General features: G+C 71.3%; 13 protein-coding genes. 10 read left to right on the top strand and 3 right to left on the bottom strand.

All coding sequences use genetic code 11. The features are described 5' to 3' along the window. Positions 1-130: 130 nt before the first annotated feature. From NMK44_RS09430 to NMK44_RS09415, 4 genes are all read left to right on the top strand, one after another. Positions 131-1,135, top strand: a complete 1,005-nt coding sequence (locus NMK44_RS09430; protein WP_254740364.1) for a PhoH family protein — start codon at positions 131-133, stop codon at positions 1,133-1,135. 12 nt (positions 1,136-1,147) lie between these two features. After that, the gene (gene ybeY, locus NMK44_RS09425) at positions 1,148-1,645 is read left to right on the top strand and encodes an rRNA maturation RNase YbeY (RefSeq protein ID WP_254740362.1); all 498 of its coding nucleotides are present in this window, start codon (positions 1,148-1,150) and stop codon (positions 1,643-1,645) included. Continuing rightward, on the top strand, positions 1,642-2,955 hold the full coding sequence (locus NMK44_RS09420; protein WP_254740360.1) for a hemolysin family protein: 1,314 nt from the start codon (positions 1,642-1,644) through the stop codon (positions 2,953-2,955). Before ybeY ends, NMK44_RS09420 begins: the two co-directional genes overlap by 4 nt. A gap of 432 nt (positions 2,956-3,387) precedes the next feature. After that, positions 3,388-6,639 carry a beta strand repeat-containing protein gene (locus NMK44_RS09415; RefSeq protein WP_254740358.1) on the top strand — a complete coding sequence of 1,084 codons (3,252 nt, stop codon included), beginning with the start codon at positions 3,388-3,390 and terminating at the stop codon, positions 6,637-6,639. Between the two features lie 144 nt (positions 6,640-6,783). Here NMK44_RS09415 and NMK44_RS09410 read toward each other — a convergent pair whose 3' ends face one another. Further along, positions 6,784-8,268, bottom strand: a complete 1,485-nt coding sequence (locus NMK44_RS09410; RefSeq protein WP_254740356.1) for an MFS transporter — start codon at positions 8,266-8,268, stop codon at positions 6,784-6,786. A gap of 119 nt (positions 8,269-8,387) precedes the next feature. Between NMK44_RS09410 and NMK44_RS09405 the strand changes: the two genes are divergently transcribed. The 3 genes from NMK44_RS09405 to era all read left to right on the top strand — a co-directional run bounded on the left by NMK44_RS09405 (position 8,388) and on the right by era (position 10,804). Further along, a complete protein-coding gene (locus tag NMK44_RS09405; protein ID WP_254740354.1) occupies positions 8,388-9,323 on the top strand; it encodes a helix-turn-helix transcriptional regulator in 936 nt (311 codons plus the stop codon). Positions 9,324-9,373: 50 nt separating this feature from the next. Continuing rightward, the gene (locus NMK44_RS09400; protein ID WP_254740352.1) at positions 9,374-9,724 is read left to right on the top strand and encodes a cytidine deaminase-like protein; all 351 of its coding nucleotides are present in this window, start codon (positions 9,374-9,376) and stop codon (positions 9,722-9,724) included. An 87-nt stretch (positions 9,725-9,811) separates the two neighbouring features. Then, positions 9,812-10,804 carry a GTPase Era gene (gene era, locus NMK44_RS09395; RefSeq protein WP_254740350.1) on the top strand — a complete coding sequence of 331 codons (993 nt, stop codon included), beginning with the start codon at positions 9,812-9,814 and terminating at the stop codon, positions 10,802-10,804. Between the two features lie 24 nt (positions 10,805-10,828). On the opposite strand, the gene NMK44_RS09390 is transcribed toward era, so the two are convergent. Together NMK44_RS09390 and NMK44_RS09385 are read right to left on the bottom strand one after the other, a co-directional pair. Then, positions 10,829-11,095: a protealysin inhibitor emfourin gene (locus tag NMK44_RS09390; protein ID WP_254740348.1), complete on the bottom strand. Its 267-nt coding sequence runs from the start codon at positions 11,093-11,095 to the stop codon at positions 10,829-10,831. Positions 11,096-11,122: 27 nt separating this feature from the next. Beyond that, the gene (locus NMK44_RS09385; protein ID WP_254740346.1) at positions 11,123-12,205 is read right to left on the bottom strand and encodes a M4 family metallopeptidase; all 1,083 of its coding nucleotides are present in this window, start codon (positions 12,203-12,205) and stop codon (positions 11,123-11,125) included. Between the two features lie 323 nt (positions 12,206-12,528). On the opposite strand from NMK44_RS09385, the gene leuA reads away from it, so the two are divergent. The 3 genes from leuA (at position 12,529) to NMK44_RS09370 (ending at position 17,586) form a co-directional block, all read left to right on the top strand. After that, on the top strand, positions 12,529-14,304 hold the full coding sequence (gene leuA, locus NMK44_RS09380) for a 2-isopropylmalate synthase (RefSeq protein WP_254740344.1): 1,776 nt from the start codon (positions 12,529-12,531) through the stop codon (positions 14,302-14,304). Positions 14,305-14,514: 210 nt separating this feature from the next. Continuing rightward, positions 14,515-15,231 carry a TerB family tellurite resistance protein gene (locus tag NMK44_RS09375; RefSeq protein WP_254740342.1) on the top strand — a complete coding sequence of 239 codons (717 nt, stop codon included), beginning with the start codon at positions 14,515-14,517 and terminating at the stop codon, positions 15,229-15,231. Between the two features lie 138 nt (positions 15,232-15,369). After that, on the top strand, positions 15,370-17,586 hold the full coding sequence (locus NMK44_RS09370; RefSeq protein WP_254740340.1) for an MMPL family transporter: 2,217 nt from the start codon (positions 15,370-15,372) through the stop codon (positions 17,584-17,586). Positions 17,587-17,827: the final 241 nt, after the last annotated feature.

Genomic DNA, 17,827 nt, shown 5'->3' with positions numbered 1-17,827 from the left:
GTGTGATGGACGGGTACGGAGTAAAAGCGCTCGGGTCTTGTCGGTGCTCCGTCGTACCCTGGTATCCCGAGGTTGTCGCGCGGCGAGAACCGCTTGCACAGGAGGTAGGAGCAGGCCCGAGAGCCGGCCCATGACGCAACCAACCACAGCACGGCAGGCGCATGCGCAGTTCACGGTCCCGAACAAGCACCCGATGGTGATGGTCCTGGGATCCGGGGATTCGCTGCTGCGTGTGATCGAGAATGCGTTCCCGGCGACCGATATCCACGTGCGGGGCAATGAAGTCAGCGCGACGGGGGATCCGAAGGAAGTCGCCCTCGTCCAGCGCCTGTTCGACGAGATGATGCTGGTGCTCCGCACCGGTCAACCGATGACGGAGGATGCGGTGGAGCGCTCGATCTCCATGCTGCGCGCGGCGGAGAACGGGGAGGGCGAGGCGGAGGAGACGCCCGCCGAGGTGCTCACCCAGAACATCCTCTCCAACCGCGGCCGCACCATCCGTCCCAAGACGCTCAACCAGAAGCGCTATGTCGACGCCATCGACAAGCACACGGTCGTCTTCGGTATCGGCCCCGCGGGCACCGGCAAGACCTATCTGGCGATGGCCAAGGCGGTCCAGGCGCTCCAGTCCAAGCAGGTCACCCGGATCATCCTGACCCGTCCCGCCGTCGAGGCGGGGGAGCGGCTCGGGTTCCTGCCCGGCACGCTCTACGAGAAGATCGATCCCTATCTGCGGCCGCTGTACGACGCGCTGCACGACATGCTCGACCCCGATTCCATCCCCCGTCTGATGGCCGCGGGCACGATCGAGGTCGCACCGCTGGCGTATATGCGCGGCCGGACGCTCAACGACGCGTTCATCATCCTCGACGAGGCGCAGAACACGAACCCCGAGCAGATGAAGATGTTCCTGACCCGGCTCGGCTTCGACTCCAAGATCGTGATCACGGGTGACATCACCCAGATCGACCTGCCCGGCGGGACCAAGAGCGGTCTGCGTCAGGTGCGGGAGATCCTGGACGGCGTCGACGACGTCCACTTCTCCATGCTCACCAGTACCGATGTGGTCCGGCACAAGCTGGTCGGCCGTATCGTCGATGCGTACGACCAGTACGACAGCCGCAACGGAAAGTAATCAAGAAGCCCCATGGCGATCGACGTCAACAACGAATCCGGCACGGACATCGACGAGCGGGCGGTGCTGGACGTCGCCCGCTACGCCCTGGCCCGGATGCGCATCCACCCGCTCTCCGAGCTCTCGGTGATCGTCGTCGACGCCGACGCCATGGAGCAGCTCCACATCCAGTGGATGGACCTGCCGGGTCCGACCGATGTGATGTCCTTCCCGATGGACGAGCTGCGGCCGCCCGTGAAGGACGACGAGGAGGCCCCGCAGGGCCTCCTCGGTGACATCGTGCTCTGCCCCGAAGTGGCCCGGAAGCAGGGCGAGGAGGCGCCGACCGGACACTCCATGGACGAGGAGCTCCAGCTCCTCACCGTCCACGGTGTCCTCCACCTCCTCGGCTACGACCACGAGGAGCCGGACGAGCGGGCCGAGATGTTCGGCCTCCAGGCCGCGATCATCGACGGCTGGCGCGCCGAGTACGGTCTGACCGGTCCCTCCCCGGCTCCCACGACCCGATGAGCGGGCAGCTCATCGCGGCGGCCGTCCTGCTGGTGGTGGTCGCCTGGCTGGCGGCGTGCGCCGAGGCGGGTCTGGCGCGCACCACCCGGTTCCGCGCCGAGGAGGCCGTGCGCACCGGGCGGCGGGGCAGCGCCAAGCTGATGCATGTCGCCGAGGACCCCACCCGCTACCTCAATGTCGCACTGCTGGTCCGGGTGGCCTGTGAGGTGGCGGCGGGCGCGGTGGTCACCTACGCCTGTCTGCAGGAGTTCCCCGAGACCTGGAAGGCGCTGACGGTCGCCATCGGCGTCATGGTCCTGGTGTCGTACGTCGCCGTCGGCGTCTCACCGCGCACCATCGGTGCCCAGCACCCGCTGAACACCTCGACCGCGGCCGCCTACGTCCTGATCCCGCTGGCCCGGGTGATGGGCCCGATCCCGCCGCTGCTGATCCTCCTCGGCAACGCGCTCACGCCCGGAAAGGGGTTCCGCAAGGGCCCGTTCGCCTCCGAGGCCGAGCTGCGCGCCCTGGTCGACCTCGCCGAGCAGGAGTCGCTGATCGAGGACGAGGAGCGGCGTATGGTCCACTCCGTCTTCGAACTCGGCGACACCCTGGTGCGCGAGGTGATGGTGCCGCGCACCGACCTGGTCGCCATCGAGCGCTACAAGACCATCCGGCAGGCGCTCACCCTGGCGCTGCGCTCCGGCTTCTCCCGGATCCCGGTCACCGGGGAGAACGAGGACGACATCGTCGGGATCGTCTACCTCAAGGACCTGGTCCGCAAGACGCATATCAACCGCGAGGCCGAGTCCGAGCTGGTCTCCACCGCGATGCGGCCCGCCGCCTTCGTACCGGACACCAAGAACGCGGGCGATCTGCTGCGCGAGATGCAGCAGGACCGCAATCATGTGGCCGTCGCCATCGACGAGTACGGCGGCACGGCCGGGATCGTGACCATCGAGGACATCCTCGAGGAGATCGTCGGTGAGATCACCGACGAGTACGACCGGGAGCTGCCGCCCGTGGAGGACCTGGGCGACGGCACCCACCGGGTCACCGCGCGGCTCGACCTCGGCGATCTGGGCGAGCTGTACGGCACGGATCTGGAGGACGAGGACGTCGAGACGGTCGGCGGACTGCTCGCCAAGGCCCTGGGCCGGGTGCCGATCGCGGGAGCCACGGCCGAGGTCGACATCCCCGAGGGCGGTACGGACCCGGCGCTGAAGGCCCTGCGGCTGACGGCCGAGTCCCCGGCCGGGCGCCGCAACCGCATCGTCACGGTGCTGGTCGAACCGGTCCGGGAGACCGCCGCCGCCGAACCGGAGTCCTGACCCCGCAGCCGGCACCACATACGGTCCTCACCGCGCCGCGGTCCGCCCCCACCGGGCGGGCCGCGGCGCGGTGTTGTGCGTCGCACCCACGCTCGTATGCGCACATCCACGCGCCCCCCGGCCGCCTCGGCGCGGCCGTACCCACGCCGTGGCACCCCGCTACGCCCGCGCAATGGGGCGCGCGGGGCCGCGCTGCGCCATCCGGGTGGAAAGGGCCCCCGCACCCTGGTCCATCTGGCCTAGACCCCTGCTTACTTGCAGATACCGACTGATGGGTCGCCCATACCTCTGTCGGGGGACGGCCGGCTTGTCTACTTGACGTAGACGGTCGGCCGTATGGGCACCCCCGTACAGATGGCCACGGCCTCCGCGGAAACACCTCGCGGGGGCCGTGCGGCCCATTCCTTACCGCAACGGGAAAGGGCCACTCTCATGGCTGCCTCGACCACTGCGGTGACGTCCACGCCGAACCCCTCGGTCTTCGGCCAGACCGTCACCTTCACCGCGACCGTCGCCTCCGTACCACCCGGGACGTTCACACCGACCGGTACCGTCGACTTCACCGTGGACGCCGGCGCTCCCGTGACCGTCCCCGTCGACGGGGCCGGTCAGGCGTCGTTCACCACCAGCTCCCTGAGTGTGGGGCCCCACACGGTCACCGCCACCTACAGCGGTGACGCCAATCTCGACCCCTCGACCGGTACCAACATCCAGCAGGTCAACGCGGCGGTGACGACCACCACCCTCACCGTGTCGCCGAACCCCGCGGTGTGCGGGCAGGACGTGACGCTGAGCGCCACGGTGGCCACCGTGCCCCCGGGCGCCGTCCCCACCGGTTCGGTCACCTTCATCGTCAGCGACGACGGCCCGGCGCTGGTCCAGCCCCTGGATGCCGCAGGACAGGCGTCGGTCACCGTCCCCGGCCTGGAGGTGGGCGCCCACCTCGTCGCCGCCTTCTACAGCGGCGACCCGGGCTTCTCCCCCTCCAACTCCGCCCTGGTGCCGCTCACCGTCAACCAGGCCACGTCCGCGGTCGCCTTCACCGCGACGCCGGACCCCTCGGTCTGCGGCGCGGCGGTGACGATGTGCGCCCAGGTGACGGTCGAGGAGCCCGGCACCTGTACCCCGACGGGCTCGGTGACCTTCTCGGTCACCGGCGGGCCGACGCTCACCGCGCCGGTCGACGCCACCGGTATGGCCTGCGTCACGACGGATGAACTCCCCGTCGGCACCGACACGGTGACGGTCACCTACTCGGGCGACGAAGGCGTCGCGGGCTCCAGCACGACGGGCACCGTCACGGTGGACCAGGGCACGTCGACCACCACGGTGACGGCGTCGCCGAACCCGGCGTCCTGTGGTGAGGCGGTGACGATCTGCGCCCAGGTGACGGTCGGTGCGCCGAGCACCTGTGTGGCGACCGGTGATGTGATCTTCGTGGTCTCGGGCGGTCCGACGCTGACCGGCACGCTGGACGCCACCGGTATGGCGTGTGTGACCACCACCGCCCTGGGGGCGGGCAGCCACACCGTGACCGCCACCTATGTGGGCAACGCCGACGTCCAGGGCTCCACCGGCACCACGTCGGTCACCGTGGACCAGGGCACCTCGACAACCGCGGTGACGGTCACGCCCAACCCGTCGTCCTGTGGTGAGGCGGTGACGATCTGCGCCCAGGTGACGGTCGGCGCCCCGAGCACCTGTGTGCCGACCGGGACCGTGACCTTCGTGATCTCCGGTGGTCCGACGCTGATCGCCACGCTGGACGCCACGGGTATGGCGTGTGTGACCACCACCGCCGTCCCCGTCGGTACGCACACCGTGACCGCCACCTACGCGGGCAACGCCGACGTCCAGGGCTCCACCGGCACCACGAGCCTGACGGTCAACCAGGCGACGTCCACCACGACCCTGGACGTCAACCCCGATCCGTCGGTGTGCGGCCAGGCCGTGACCCTGTGCGCCCAGGTGACCGTGGCGGCGCCCGGGACCTGTGTGCCGACCGGCGACGTGACCTTCGTGATCTCGGGCGGTCCGACGCTGACCGCCACGCTGGACGCGACCGGTATGGCGTGTGTGACCACCACCGCCATCCCCGTCGGCACCCATGCCGTCACCGCCACCTACGCCGGTGACACCGGTGTCGCGGGCTCCACGGCCACCGGAGCGGTCGGGGTGGGGCAGGGCAGTTCGACGACCGCGGTGACGGTCACGCCCAACCCGTCGTCCTGTGGTGAGGCGGTGACGATCTGCGCCCAGGTGACGGTCGGCGCGCCGAGTACCTGTGTGCCGACCGGGACCGTGACCTTCGTGATCTCGGGCGGTCCGACGCTGACCGGCACGCTGGACGCGACCGGTATGGCGTGTGTGACCACCACCGCCGTGCCCGCGGGGAGCCACACGGTGACGGCGACGTACGCGGGTTCCACGGACATCACCGGCTCCTCCGGTACCGCGACGGTCAATGTGAACCAGGCGGCCTCCACCACGGCGCTGACGGTGAGCCCCGATCCGTCCGTGTGCGGCCAGTCGGTGACCCTGTGCGCCCAGGTGACCGTGGTGGCGCCGGGGACCTGTGTCCCGAGCGGGACCGTGACCTTCACCGTCTCCGGCGGTCCCACCCTCACGGGCACGCTCGACGCCAGTGGCCAGGCGTGTGTGACCACCACCGCCATCCCGGTCGGCCCGCACACCGTGACCGCCGGTTACGCGGGCAACGGAGGGGTCGCGGGCTCGACGGCCACCGGTTCGCTCACCGTCAACCAGGCCGCCTCCACGACCGCGTTGACCATCACGCCCAACCCGTCGGTGTGCAGCCAGTCGGTCAACCTGTGCGCCCAGGTGACCACCACGGCGCCCGGCACCTGCACCCCGACCGGCACGGTGGTCTTCACCGTCGCGGGCGGTCCGACGCTGACCGGCACGCTCAACGCCAGTGGCCAGGCGTGCGTCACGGCCACCGGCCTCGGCGTGGGCCCGCACGCGGTGACGGCGACCTACGGCGGCAGCACCGGGGTGGCGGGGTCGACGGCCAGTGGCACGGCCACCGTCAACTCGACGCCGACCACCACCACGCTCACCTCCTCGCCCAACCCGTCCGGCCTCGGCCAGACGGTGACCTTCACCGCGACGGTGGCCCCGGTGGCTCCGGGGACGGGCACCCCGACCGGCACGGTGACGTTCGTGATCAGCGGTGGGCCCACCCTCACGGGCACGCTCAACGCCTCCGGAGTGGCCACCGTGAGCACCAATGCGCTCACCAGCGGCCCGCACACGGTCGTGGCCACCTATGGCGGCGACACCTGCTACAGCTCGTCATCCGCCACGCTCGTCCAGAACGTGTCCGCCGCGTCCACCACCATGACGGCGACCCCCGCGTTGATCCGGCTGCGGATCAACGGAACGCTGATCATCCCGACCCTGAGCGCCACGCTCAAGGACAATGCCAACAACCCCCTGCCGGGGCGGACCGTCACCTTCGTGGCCAACTCCGCCTTCGGCCCGATCAATCTGGGCAGTGCGGTCACCAACGCCAGCGGTGTCGCGACGCTTACCAATGTGACCGTGCCGCCGACCGTGCTCTCGGCCTCGTCCTACACCGCCTCGTTCGCGGGAGCGCCCGGACTCAGCCCGTCGTCGGCCACCGCCACGCTGACGTTCCAGCCGTCGCCGGTCCTCCCCTGAGGACGGCGCGGACCCTCCCCCGGGCGGCCCCGCTCACAGGCCCCCGGGGGAGGGCACATCACCCCGCCCAGGGCGCACCCTGACCCACCCACAGCTGCGCCGGACCGCGTCCAGCGGCCCGGCGCAGCTGCGGTGCGCGCGCCGTCAGCCGCGGGCACGGCGTCCGCGCAGCCCGAAAGCGGCCGCCAGCGCGATCAGTGCGACCACCGCCGCGTCGACGCCGATGCCCAGCCGCACACCGTCCAGGGTCGCGGCCGCGAAGCCCGTGCCGCCGTCGCGCAGCGTGGCGATACGGGCCGAGGCGAGGGCGCTGAGCAGCGGGATGCCCACGGTGAGCCCGATCTGCTGGGAACTGGTCACCAGCCCGGTGGCCAGGCCCTGTTCATGGTCCGGCAGCCCGGAGGTGGCGATCACGCCATAGGAGACGATCACCCACAGATGGGCCACGCTGGCGAGGCTCACCGCGGTCATGGCCAGCCAGGCGCCGGTGGTGGCGTGTTCGCCCAAGCCCACCATCAGGGCCGTCAGCACCGCCTGGATCAGCATCGAACCGACCAGGGTGCGACGGGCGCCGAACCGGCCGATCACCTTGGGCGCGACCATCCCGGCGACCGCCGAGAGGACGCCCTGCACACCGAAGATCAGGCCGGTGACGAACGTGGACAGCTCCAGCACCTCCTGCAGATAGAGCGTCAGCAGGAAGATGACCGCGCTCATCGCGGCGAAGGTGGTCAGCCCGGCCAGATTGCCCCAGGCCACGGTGGGCCGGCGCAGCATCGGCAGCGACACCAGCGGTTCCTTGGCCCGCGACTCCACGACGACGAACGCCACCAGCAGCAGGGCGCCCCCGGCCAGCGCCACGATCACGTCGGCACCGCCGAAGCCGCGCTCGGCGGCCGTGGAGAGGGCGTAGATGACACCGAGCAGTCCGCCGGTGACGGTCACCGCGCCCGGTACGTCCAGCCGTGGCCGCCGCGGATGCCGCGACTCCGTCAGCAGCCCCGGGGCGGCGGCCAGCACCAGCAGGCCCGCGACGGTGAGCAGCCCCATCGTGGAGCGCCAGCCGAGGGCGTCGGTCATCCCGCCGCCCAGCACCATGCCGATGGTGAAGCCCAGCGACATCAGGGTGCCGCTGAGGCCCAGGGCGCGTTCGCGCTGCGGGCCCTCGGCGAAGGTGGTGGTGAGCAGCGACATCCCGGTGGGCACGATGAGCGCCGCGCCCAGTCCCTGGACGGCCCGTGCGGCGAGGAAGACGGCCGGGTTCCAGGCCAGCGTGGCCAGCAGGGACGCCACCGTGAACAGCGCGAGCCCGGTGAGGAACAGTTTGCGCCGTCCGTACAGATCGGCCACCCGGCCGAAGAACAGCAGGAACCCGCCGGAGGGCAGCGCGAAGGCGGTGACCGCCCACTGGAGGTCGGACTGGCCCATGCCCAGATCCCGGCCGAGCACCGGGAGGGCCACGTTCAGGATCGAGAAGTCCAGCGCCACCATGAACTGGGCGGCGCACAGCACCATCAGGATCAGCTTGGCGCGGCCGGTCAGCCGCGGGGGCGCCGGATCGGGGACCGGGGGAGCGGTACCGCGTCCGGCGGCCGGTTCGGAGAGGACGGAGGAGGAATCGATCGCCATGGTCAACAGGTTCGAATGATCCGCGAGGACGTGGGGAGCGGGCACTTATCCTGTTGGCCGCACCACCAGTCTCGGTGCGAGCATGCTGGTGGTGACGGACCGGTGCGGAGGGGGACGGTATGGCGGCAGCCGCGGAGACGACGACGGGGACGGGGGCCATCGGCAGGTCGCATCGCCGCCAGGAGCTGCGGGACTTCCTGATGAGCCGCCGGGCCCGGGTCAGCCCGGCCGACGCGGGCCTGCCGGACGGCGGCCGCCGCCGTACGCCCGGGCTGCGCCGGGAGGAGGTCGCGGTCCTGGCCGGGGTGGGCGCGTCCTGGTACCAGTGGCTGGAGCAGGGCCGGGACATCACCGTCTCACCGCAGGTGCTGGACGCGGTGGCGCGGGTGCTCCGGCTCAACGACCCCGAGCGCCGCCACCTTTATGTGCTGGCCGGGCTCAATCCGCCCGTCCCCGCCTCCGAATACGGCACGGACCATCTGTGCGAGGGGTTCCAGCGGCTGATCGACGCCTGGATGCCGTTCCCGGCGCACATCATGGACCGCTACTGGAACGTGATCGCCTACAACGACGGCGCCTCGATGGTGCTGGGCTTCCGTCCGGACATGCCGCAGAACTGCCTGATCACCTTCTTCACCGACCCGGTCTACCGGGCCCGTGCCCAGAGCTGGGAGGAGAACGCGCCCTGGGTCGTCGCTCAGTTCCGTGCCTCCCTCTCCGACCACCCGGACGACGAGGGCTTCGGCGAGATTGTGCGCGAACTGGCGGAGCTGAGCGCGGAGTTCACCGAGCTGTGGGAGCGCCGGGACGTCCAGGCCGGCGGTCAGATGTACAAGGAGCTGCACCATCCGCTGGTGGGCGCGCTCCGTTTCGAGTCCACCCAGCTACGGGTCCCGGCCCGTCCCGACCTGACGATCGTGATGCACCATCCGATGCCGATCGAGGGCACCGGGGCGGGGGCGGGCGCGCAGACCGTCGAGGAGACCACGGCGAAGCTGGAGTGGCTGATCTCCCCGGAGGGGCGGCGCGGCGGGATGTACTCGGTCACGGGCTGACCCCGGACCGCCGCCCGGCCCGCCCGGACCGCCCGCATATGCTCATCCGCATGAGCGAAGCAGCGCAGCTGGACCCGGAAGACCGCAAGATCGTCACGCTGGCCCGCTCGGCGCGGGCCCGCAACGGGGTGGCCGAGGGCGCCGCCGTGCGCGACGAGACGGGCCGTACCTATGTCGCCGGTACCGTCGCCCTGGACTCCCTCCGGCTGAGCGCGCTGCGGACCGCTGTCGCGATGGCCGTCGCCAGCGGTGCGAAGTCCCTGGAGGCCGCGGCCGTGGTGACCGAGGCCGAAACCGCCTCCGACGAGGACCGCGCGGCCGTACGTGACCTGGGCGGAGCCGGTACGCCGGTTCTGCTGGCGGGCCCGGACGGCACCGTGCGCGGCACCTTCCCGGCCTGACGGCGGGGCCGCCGCCGTGGCTCCTCCGCGTTCGCCGGACCGGCCGGTCCGGCGGGCTGGTTCGAGCGGGCCGGGGCATCGGGGAGAATGGGCGCCATGAGTGTCCGTACCTCTCCGTCCCCGTCCGAGCCGGCGGAGACCCCGCACCGCTCGGGCTTCGCCTGTTTCGTCGGCCGTCCCAACGCCGGCAAGTCGACCCTCACCAACGCTCTGGTGGGGACGAAGGTCGCGATCACCTCCAACCGTCCGCAGACCACCCGGCACACCGTGCGCGGCATCGTGCACCGGCCCGACGCGCAGCTCGTGCTCGTCGACACCCCCGGTCTCCACAAGCCGCGCACCCTGCTCGGTGAGCGGCTCAACGACGTCGTGCGGACCACCTGGGCCGAGGTGGACGTGATCGGCTTCTGTCTGCCCGCCGACCAGAAGCTGGGCCCCGGCGACCGCTTCATCGCCACCGAGCTGGCCGGGATCAAGAAGACCCCCAAGGTCGCGATCGTCACCAAGACCGACCTGGTCGAGCCCGAGCAGCTCGCCCAGCAGCTCCTGGCCGTCGACCGGCTCGGCACCGAGCTGGGCATCGAATGGGCGGAGATCATCCCGGTCTCGGCGGTGGACGCGGAGAAGGGAGCGGACGCGCGCGGTGCCGGTCAGGTGGGCCTGCTGGCCGATCTGCTGGTGCCGCTGCTGCCCGAGGGCCCGGCGCTCTACCCCGAGGGCGATCTCACCGACGAGCCCGAGCAGATCATGGTGGCCGAGCTGATCCGCGAGGCGGCGCTGGAGGGCGTGCGGGACGAGCTGCCGCACTCCATCGCGGTGGTCGTGGAGGAGATGCTGCCGCGCGAGGGCCGTCCGGCGGACAAGCCCCTGCTCGACATCCACGCCAACCTCTTCATCGAGCGTCCCAGCCAGAAGGGGATCGTGATCGGCCCCAAGGGACGACGCCTGAAGGACGTCGGAACCAAGTCCCGCAAGCACATCGAGGCGCTGCTCGGTACGCCGGTCTTCCTCGATCTGCACGTCAAGGTCGCCAAGGACTGGCAGCGCGATCCGAAGCAGCTCCGCCGGCTGGGGTTCTGAGCCGGACCCTCCCCGCCGGCCGGACTACGCCCCCTCCTTGAGCACCGTGCGGACCAGCTCGCGCTGGGCGTCGCTCAGATGCGGGTCCGCGACATGGACGGTGCGGCCGTCGATGGTGATCTCGTAGTGGAAGCCGTCGGGGACGCCGCGGCCGGCGGCCGCGGCGCCCTTCTCGACGGCTTGGTGGGCCAGGGCGGCCAGATGCGTCGCGTCGGGCCGCTCTGAGGTGTCCAGCTCGGCCCGGCGCTCGATACCGGCGAACCCGCCGGTGCGGATGACGGAGATACGCATGGGTCCATCACTACCCGAGTGCGGGCCCTAGCGCTCGCCCCGCGCCCCCAGATCCGTGATGCCGACCCCGGCCCACGCCTCCAGCACCGCCGTGTGCTCCTCGCCCTCGCCGTAGCGGGACTGCGCGGCGGCCACCGTGAGCTGGGCGAAGTCGGTGAACTGGGCGTCGGAGGCGAGATCGCCGCCGGTGAGCACGTCGTACCAGATCTGTCCGGCACGCTCCCAGGCATTGCCGCCGAGGGCCGTGGCGGCGAGGTAGAAGGCGTGGTTGGGGATGCCGGAGTTGATGTGCACCCCGCCGTTGTCCCGTGAGGTGTGCACGAAGTCGTCCATCGTGCCGGGCTGCGGGTCCTTGCCGAGGACGTCGTCGTCGTACGCGGTGCCCGGGGCCTTCATCGAGCGCAGCGCCACCCCGGTGACCCGCTCCGCGAGCAGCCCCTTGCCGATCAGCCAGTCGGCCTCCCCGGCGGTCTGGCCGAGGACGTGCTGCTTGACCAGTGAGCCGAAGACATCGGACATGGACTCGTTGAGCGCGCCGGACTGGCCGAAGTACTCCAGGTTGGCGGTGTACTGGGTGACGCCGTGGGTGAGCTCGTGGGCCATCACGTCGACCGGGATGGTGAAGTCGAGGAAGACCTCGCCGTCCCCGTCGCCGAAGACCATCTGCTCGCCGTCCCAGAAGGCGTTGTTGTAGTCCTCGCTGTAGTGGACGCTGGCGTTCAGCGGGAGGCCGGAGTCATCGATGGAGCGCCTGCCGTACGCGTTGAGGAACAGCTCGAAGGTGGCGCCCAGGCCGTTGTACGCGCGGTTGACCGACTCGTCGCCGCTGGCCGTCCCGCCCTCCTCGCGCATCTTCTTCCCCGGCAGCCGCGTCTCGTGCTCCGCGTCGTAGATGGTGCGCCGCGGCTTGCTGGACGGGGCCCCCTCCAGGGTGGCGGTGACACCGCGGACGGTGGTGATCCGGCGCCGGGTGCGCTCCAGGGCGTCCCGTTCCAGGGTGCGCCGGGCGGGTCCGGCCACCAGCGGATCGTCGTGGTGGGAGAGCTTGTCGAGGACGTGCGGGGGCACGATCGTGCAGAAGACCCTGCGGGAGTTCGTGTAGGCGTCCATGCCTGGCAATGTGGCACTGCGCTGTGGGGTTGTCACTCCTTGCGGTCATGATTGATGAAATCGAGTGGTAGATCCGTAATTCCCGGCGGACCGCGGCGGTGGATGCCCCGTCCCGCATAGTGATACGGCTCCGCCCGTCCGCCGGGTCTCGGTTAGGCTGCTTCCCATCATGCGTTTCGGGCTGCTTCTTCTTAGCTGCCGCGGCGAGGGCCTGTAGTCGTAGGCCGACCCCCTCCCCGCGGAGTTCGGTGTTGCGGTGATTACGCCCCGTCGGCCGCCCAGTGGACCTTCGTCCAGCGGACTCACGAGGAGCCCTACGCGTCATGACTCACTCCGATACGCCCGGCCATTCCGTCGGTCGCCCCACGCCGATCACCGCCGCGACCGTCACCCAGCGCCCCTCCGGGATGCCGATCCACCGCTACGGCCGCTACGAGGCCGTGGACATCCCCGACCGCACCTGGCCGGACAACCGCATCACCGTCGCCCCGCGCTGGCTGTCCACCGATCTGCGGGACGGCAACCAGGCGCTGATCGACCCGATGTCCCCGGCCCGCAAGCGCGAGATGTTCGACCTGCTGGTACGCATGGGCTACAAGGAGATCGAGGTCGGCTTCCCCTCCTCCGGCCAGACCGATTTCGACTTCGTACGGTCGATCATCGAAGAGGACGCGATCCCCGAGGATGTGACGATCTCCGTCCTGACCCAGGCGCGCGAGGAGCTGATCGAGCGCACCGTGGAGTCGCTGCGCGGCGCCCACCGGGCCACCGTGCACCTGTACAACGCGACCGCCCCGGTCTTCCGCCGGGTGGTCTTCCGCGGCAGCCGTGACCAGGTCAAGCAGATCGCGGTGGACGGCACCCGGCTGGTGGTGGAGTACGCCGAGAAGATCCTGGACGACCGGACGGCCTTCGGCTACCAGTACAGCCCGGAGATCTTCACCGACACCGAGCTGGACTTCGCGCTGGAGGTCTGCGAGGGCGTGATGGACGTCTGGCAGCCCGAGGAGGGGCGCGAGATCATCCTGAATCTGCCCGCCACCGTCGAGCGCTCCACCCCCTCCACCCACGCCGACCGCTTCGAGTGGATGTCGCGCCACCTGTCGCGGCGCGAGCACATCTGTCTGTCGGTGCACCCGCACAACGACCGCGGTACCGCCGTCGCCGCCGCCGAGCTGGCGATCATGGCGGGCGCCGACCGGATCGAGGGCTGTCTGTTCGGGCAGGGCGAGCGCACCGGCAACGTCGACCTGGTGACGCTGGGCATGAACCTGTTCTCCCAGGGCGTCGACCCGCAGATCGACTTCTCGCAGATCGACGAGATCCGTCGTACCACCGAGTACTGCAACCAGATGGAGATCCACCCGCGCCACCCCTACGCGGGCGATCTGGTCTACACCGCCTTCTCCGGCTCCCACCAGGACGCCATCAAGAAGGGGTTCGAGGCGATGGAGACGCGCGCCGCCGAAGAGGGCAAGAGCGTCGACGACGTCGAGTGGGCGGTCCCGTACCTGCCCATCGACCCCAAGGACGTCGGGCGCTCCTACGAGGCCGTCATCCGGGTGAACTCCCAGTCCGGCAAGGGCGGCATCGCCTATGTCCTGAAGAACGACCACAACCTGGATCTGCCGCGGCGGATGCAGATCGAGTTCTCCAGGACGATTCAGGCCAAGACCGATGCCGAGGGCGGCGAGGTCACCCCGGCCCAGATCTGGTCGGTCTTCCAGGACGAGTACCTGCCCACGGACGACAACCAGTGGGGCCGGATCTCGCTGCGCTCGGCGCAGACCTCCACCACCACCGAGGGCACCGACGCACTGACCGTGGAGGCCGTCGTGGACGGCACCGAGGTGGTGCTGAACGGCTCCGGCAACGGTCCGCTGGCCGCTTTCTTCGAGGCCTTGGCCGCGATCGACGTGGACGTCAGGCTGCTGGACTACTCCGAGCACACCCTGAGCGAGGGCGCGACCGCACAGGCCGCCGCCTACATCGAATGCGCGATCGACGGAAAGGTGCTGTGGGGCGTGGGGATCGACGCCAACATCGTGCGCGCCTCCCTCAAGGCGGTCGTCTCGGCGGTCAACCGGGCGGGCCGCTGACCTCCTGTGGAGGATTCGCCGCCAGGGCCGACCGGCCCTTCGGCAAGGGCCGGTTGACCCGTCACCCACATGGGCCCCGTCCACCGCGTGAGGTGGGCGGGGCCCCGGGTTTGGCCTGTTGTCTCCGTTCGGGGTACTGACGTCACATCATTGATGTGGCTAGCATCACGTCAACGCGGCAGAGTGGCCGAAGCGTTATGGAGGTGTGACGTGGTGCACGCGCGTGCCCGACGAGACCGGGACCTGTGTGTGGTAGGCGTACGCACTCTGTGGCGGACCGTCGGCGACGGTGAGTTCTTCTGCCCCGACTGCGGAGGCGACCGCAACTACCGCCGCCGCACCGGCCGCCGCCGCATCGTGGTGCTCGGTATGCCGCTGCTGCCCCGCGGTCCGGTCGCCCCTGTCGTCGAGTGCGCCGCCTGTTGCGGACGGTTCGGCACCGAGACGCTGGACCACCCCACCACCACCCGCTTCTCCGCGATGCTGCGCGACGCCGTGCACACGGTGGCGCTCGCGGTGCTCGCCGCGGGCGGCACCGACGCGGCCGCGGTCCGCCAGGTCGCGGTCGGCGCGGTCCGCGCGGCCGGGTTCGCCGACTGCAGCGAGGAGCAGCTCCTCGCGCTGATCGAGGCCCTCGCCGCCGACACCGGCCGTCTCCCCGGCGCCTGTGGCACCGGGGAGCGCGACGGTCTGGACCCGTGCGGCACCGCGCTGGCCATCGAGCTCCACGAGGCCCTAGAGCCCCTGGCGCCCCATCTGGCACCCACCGGCCGCGAGGCCATCCTGCTCCAGGGCGCCCGGATCGCCGTCGCCGACGGGCCCTACCGGCCGGCCGAGCGCGCCGTCCTGGAGACCGTGGGACGTGCGCTGATGATCGGCCCCGAGGACACCGCCCGGCTGCTGGCCGCCACCCGCGCGCCCTTCTGACCCCGGACCTGACCCCCGCCGGGCCCCGGGCGCGTACTCCCGGGGGAGTAATCACGGTCCCTCCGCCACCCCCGCAGTAGCCGGGATCTCCCTCGTGCGCGCGAGGATCCGGGCCCGTCCCCGCGGAAGTCTGGGGGCATGGAGACCACATCGCCGCGGATACCGGCCGCGCCGGACGAACCACCCGCACCCGCCTCCGGCAGACGCCGGGCCCTTCCCTGGGCCGTGATCGGCGCCTGGGTGCTGCTGCTCCTCGTCGCCGTGCCGTTCGCCGGGAAGCTGGAGGACGCCAAACGCGACACCGCCGTCGACTACCTCCCGGCCGGGGCCGACTCCACCCAGGTGGCCCGGCTCCAGGAGGAACTGCCCGGCGGGGACACCACCGACCTCGTCCTCGTCTACCGGCGCGACGGCGGGCTGACCCGCGCCGACCGCGCGGCGGCGGGCGCACAGGTGGCCGCGGTGGCGCGCGGCCACGAACTGGTCGGGCAGCGGACCCCGCGCGGGATCCCGTCCGAGGACGGCACCACCGTGATGTACCCGATGGCGCTCACCGGGCTCGCGGACGAGAAGGTCCGGGCGGAGGCCGTCCAGGAGATCCGCGACGGACTCCGGGACCACCCCGGGGGGCTGAGCGTGCGGGTCGGCGGCCCCGGGGCGCTGGCGGCCGACTCCCAGGAGGTGTTCGCCTCCACCGACGGCACCCTGATGATCGCCACCGCCGCCGTGGTGGCGGTGCTGCTGATCCTCACCTACCGCAGCCCGTTCCTGTGGCTGATCCCGCTGGTGGTGGTCGGGTTCGCCGCGGTGGCCGCGATGGGCGTCGTCTACGGGCTCGTCGAGGGCTTCGACCTCGTCGTCACCAGTATGAGTTCCTCGGTGATGACCGTCCTGGTCTTCGGCGCGGGCACCGACTACGCACTGCTGATCGTGTCCCGCTACCGCGAGGAGCTGCGCCGCCACCGGGCCCCCTACGACGCGATGCGCGAGGCGCTGCGCGGCTGCGGCCCGGCGGTGCTCGCCTCCAGCGGGACGGTCGCCGCCGGACTGCTGTGTCTGCTCGCCGCCGACCTCAACAGCAGCAGCGGCCTCGGACCGGTCGGTGCGGTCGGTGTGGTGTGCGCGCTGGCCGCGATGATGACCCTGCTGCCCGCGGTGCTGGTGCTGCTGGGCCGCCGGGTGTTCTGGCCGCTGATCCCTGCGCACGGCAGCGAGCCGCGCACCGGGCGCGGGCTGTTCGGGGCGATGGGCGAATCGGCGCGGCGCAGGCCCGTGGTGGTGCTGCTCGGCGGCGCCGCGCTGCTGGGCGCGCTCGCCCTCGGTGTGTTCAACCTGCCCGGCAACCTCAAGCAGAACGACACCTTCACCGACAAGCCCGAGTCCGTGGTCGCGACCGAGACACTCGCCCGCGCCTATCCCGACGCCAGCAGCCAGCCCATCAGCGTGCTGGCGCGCACCGCCCGGGCGGACGAGGCGATGGCGCGGGCCCGCGGCACCGAGGGCGTCGCGGATGTCACCCGGGGCCGCAGTGGCGGCGGCTGGACCGAGATCGACGTCTTCGCCGAGGGCGCCCCGCAGTCCGCGCGTGAGACGGTCACGCTCCATGCGCTGCGCTCCGGGCTGGACCGCGTGGACGGCGCCGACGCGCTCGTCGGCGGGCCCAGCGCGCAGCAGCTCGACCTCGACGACACCAACGCCCATGACCGGATGCTGGTCATCCCGCTGGTGCTGATCGCGGTCCTGCTGATCCTGGCGGCCCTGCTGCGCAGCCTGATCGCGCCACTGGTGCTGGTGGTGGCCGTGGTGGCGGTGTGGGCCGCGGCCATGGGGCTCGGCGGACTGGTCTTCGAGCCGGTCTTCGGCTTCCCCGGGGTCGATCCGGGCCTGGCGCTGCTGTCGTTCGTCTTCCTGGTCGCCCTCGGCGTCGACTACGGCATCTTCCTGATGCACCGGATGCGGGAGGAGGCGCTGCGCGGGGCCGGGGTCGCCGAGGCCGCCGTCACCGCGCTGCGGACCACCGGCGGGGTGATCGCCTCGGCGGGGCTGGTGCTGGCCGCGACCTTCGCGGTGCTGGCCACGCTGCCGCTGGTGATGCTGGTCGAGATGGGCTTCATCGTCGCGGTCGGCGTCCTGCTGGACACCTTCCTCGTCCGGACCTATCTGGTGACCTCGGCGAGTCTGCTGCTGAAGCGGTGGGTGTGGTGGCCGGGGGCGCTCTTCCGCCGCACACCGGCCAGCACCGGACTTGCCGCCCCCGCCGTCCGCTCCACGGCGGCCGGAGCACCGGCCGAACCGGCGGAACCGGCGGAACCGGCCGAACCGGCGGAACCGGCCGAACCGGCCGTACGGGGCTGACGGAAGCCACCGGGGCCCGGACCGGCCGTGCAGGGGACGGCCGGTCCGGGACCCGGGTCCGTATGTGACCTGCAGCGTGAACGCGGGCCGGACCGCCCCTGGTCCGGCCCGCGGCCGATCCCCGAGGATGGAGCCGTGTCCCCACACCCCGCGCCCCCGCCCCGGCCTCCCCGGCGGCCGGGGCGTCATCTGCCCGGCCCGCCCACGCTGTGGGCGGTGCTGCACGCCCTCCACAACGGCA

This window comes from Streptomyces cucumeris (genome assembly GCF_024295805.1).
GTDB classification, from domain to species: domain Bacteria; phylum Actinomycetota; class Actinomycetes; order Streptomycetales; family Streptomycetaceae; genus Streptomyces; species Streptomyces cucumeris.
Note: the sequence above shows the minus strand (reverse complement) of the source record. Positions and strands in the feature narration are given on the sequence as shown.

Excerpts from the sequence above, each read along its gene's own strand:
- NMK44_RS09430 (WP_254740364.1), top strand. The coding sequence starts at position 131 with ATGACGCAACCAACCACAGCACGGCAGGCGCATGCGCAGTTCACGGTC.
- ybeY (WP_254740362.1), top strand. The coding sequence starts at position 1,148 with ATGGCGATCGACGTCAACAACGAATCCGGCACGGACATCGACGAGCGG.
- NMK44_RS09420 (WP_254740360.1), top strand. The coding sequence starts at position 1,642 with ATGAGCGGGCAGCTCATCGCGGCGGCCGTCCTGCTGGTGGTGGTCGCC.
- NMK44_RS09415 (WP_254740358.1), top strand. The coding sequence starts at position 3,388 with ATGGCTGCCTCGACCACTGCGGTGACGTCCACGCCGAACCCCTCGGTC.
- NMK44_RS09410 (WP_254740356.1), bottom strand. The coding sequence starts at position 8,268 with ATGGCGATCGATTCCTCCTCCGTCCTCTCCGAACCGGCCGCCGGACGC.
- NMK44_RS09405 (WP_254740354.1), top strand. The coding sequence starts at position 8,388 with ATGGCGGCAGCCGCGGAGACGACGACGGGGACGGGGGCCATCGGCAGG.
- NMK44_RS09400 (WP_254740352.1), top strand. The coding sequence starts at position 9,374 with ATGAGCGAAGCAGCGCAGCTGGACCCGGAAGACCGCAAGATCGTCACG.
- era (WP_254740350.1), top strand. The coding sequence starts at position 9,812 with ATGGGCGCCATGAGTGTCCGTACCTCTCCGTCCCCGTCCGAGCCGGCG.
- NMK44_RS09390 (WP_254740348.1), bottom strand. The coding sequence starts at position 11,095 with ATGCGTATCTCCGTCATCCGCACCGGCGGGTTCGCCGGTATCGAGCGC.
- NMK44_RS09385 (WP_254740346.1), bottom strand. The coding sequence starts at position 12,205 with ATGGACGCCTACACGAACTCCCGCAGGGTCTTCTGCACGATCGTGCCC.
- leuA (WP_254740344.1), top strand. The coding sequence starts at position 12,529 with ATGACTCACTCCGATACGCCCGGCCATTCCGTCGGTCGCCCCACGCCG.
- NMK44_RS09370 (WP_254740340.1), top strand. The coding sequence starts at position 15,370 with ATGGAGACCACATCGCCGCGGATACCGGCCGCGCCGGACGAACCACCC.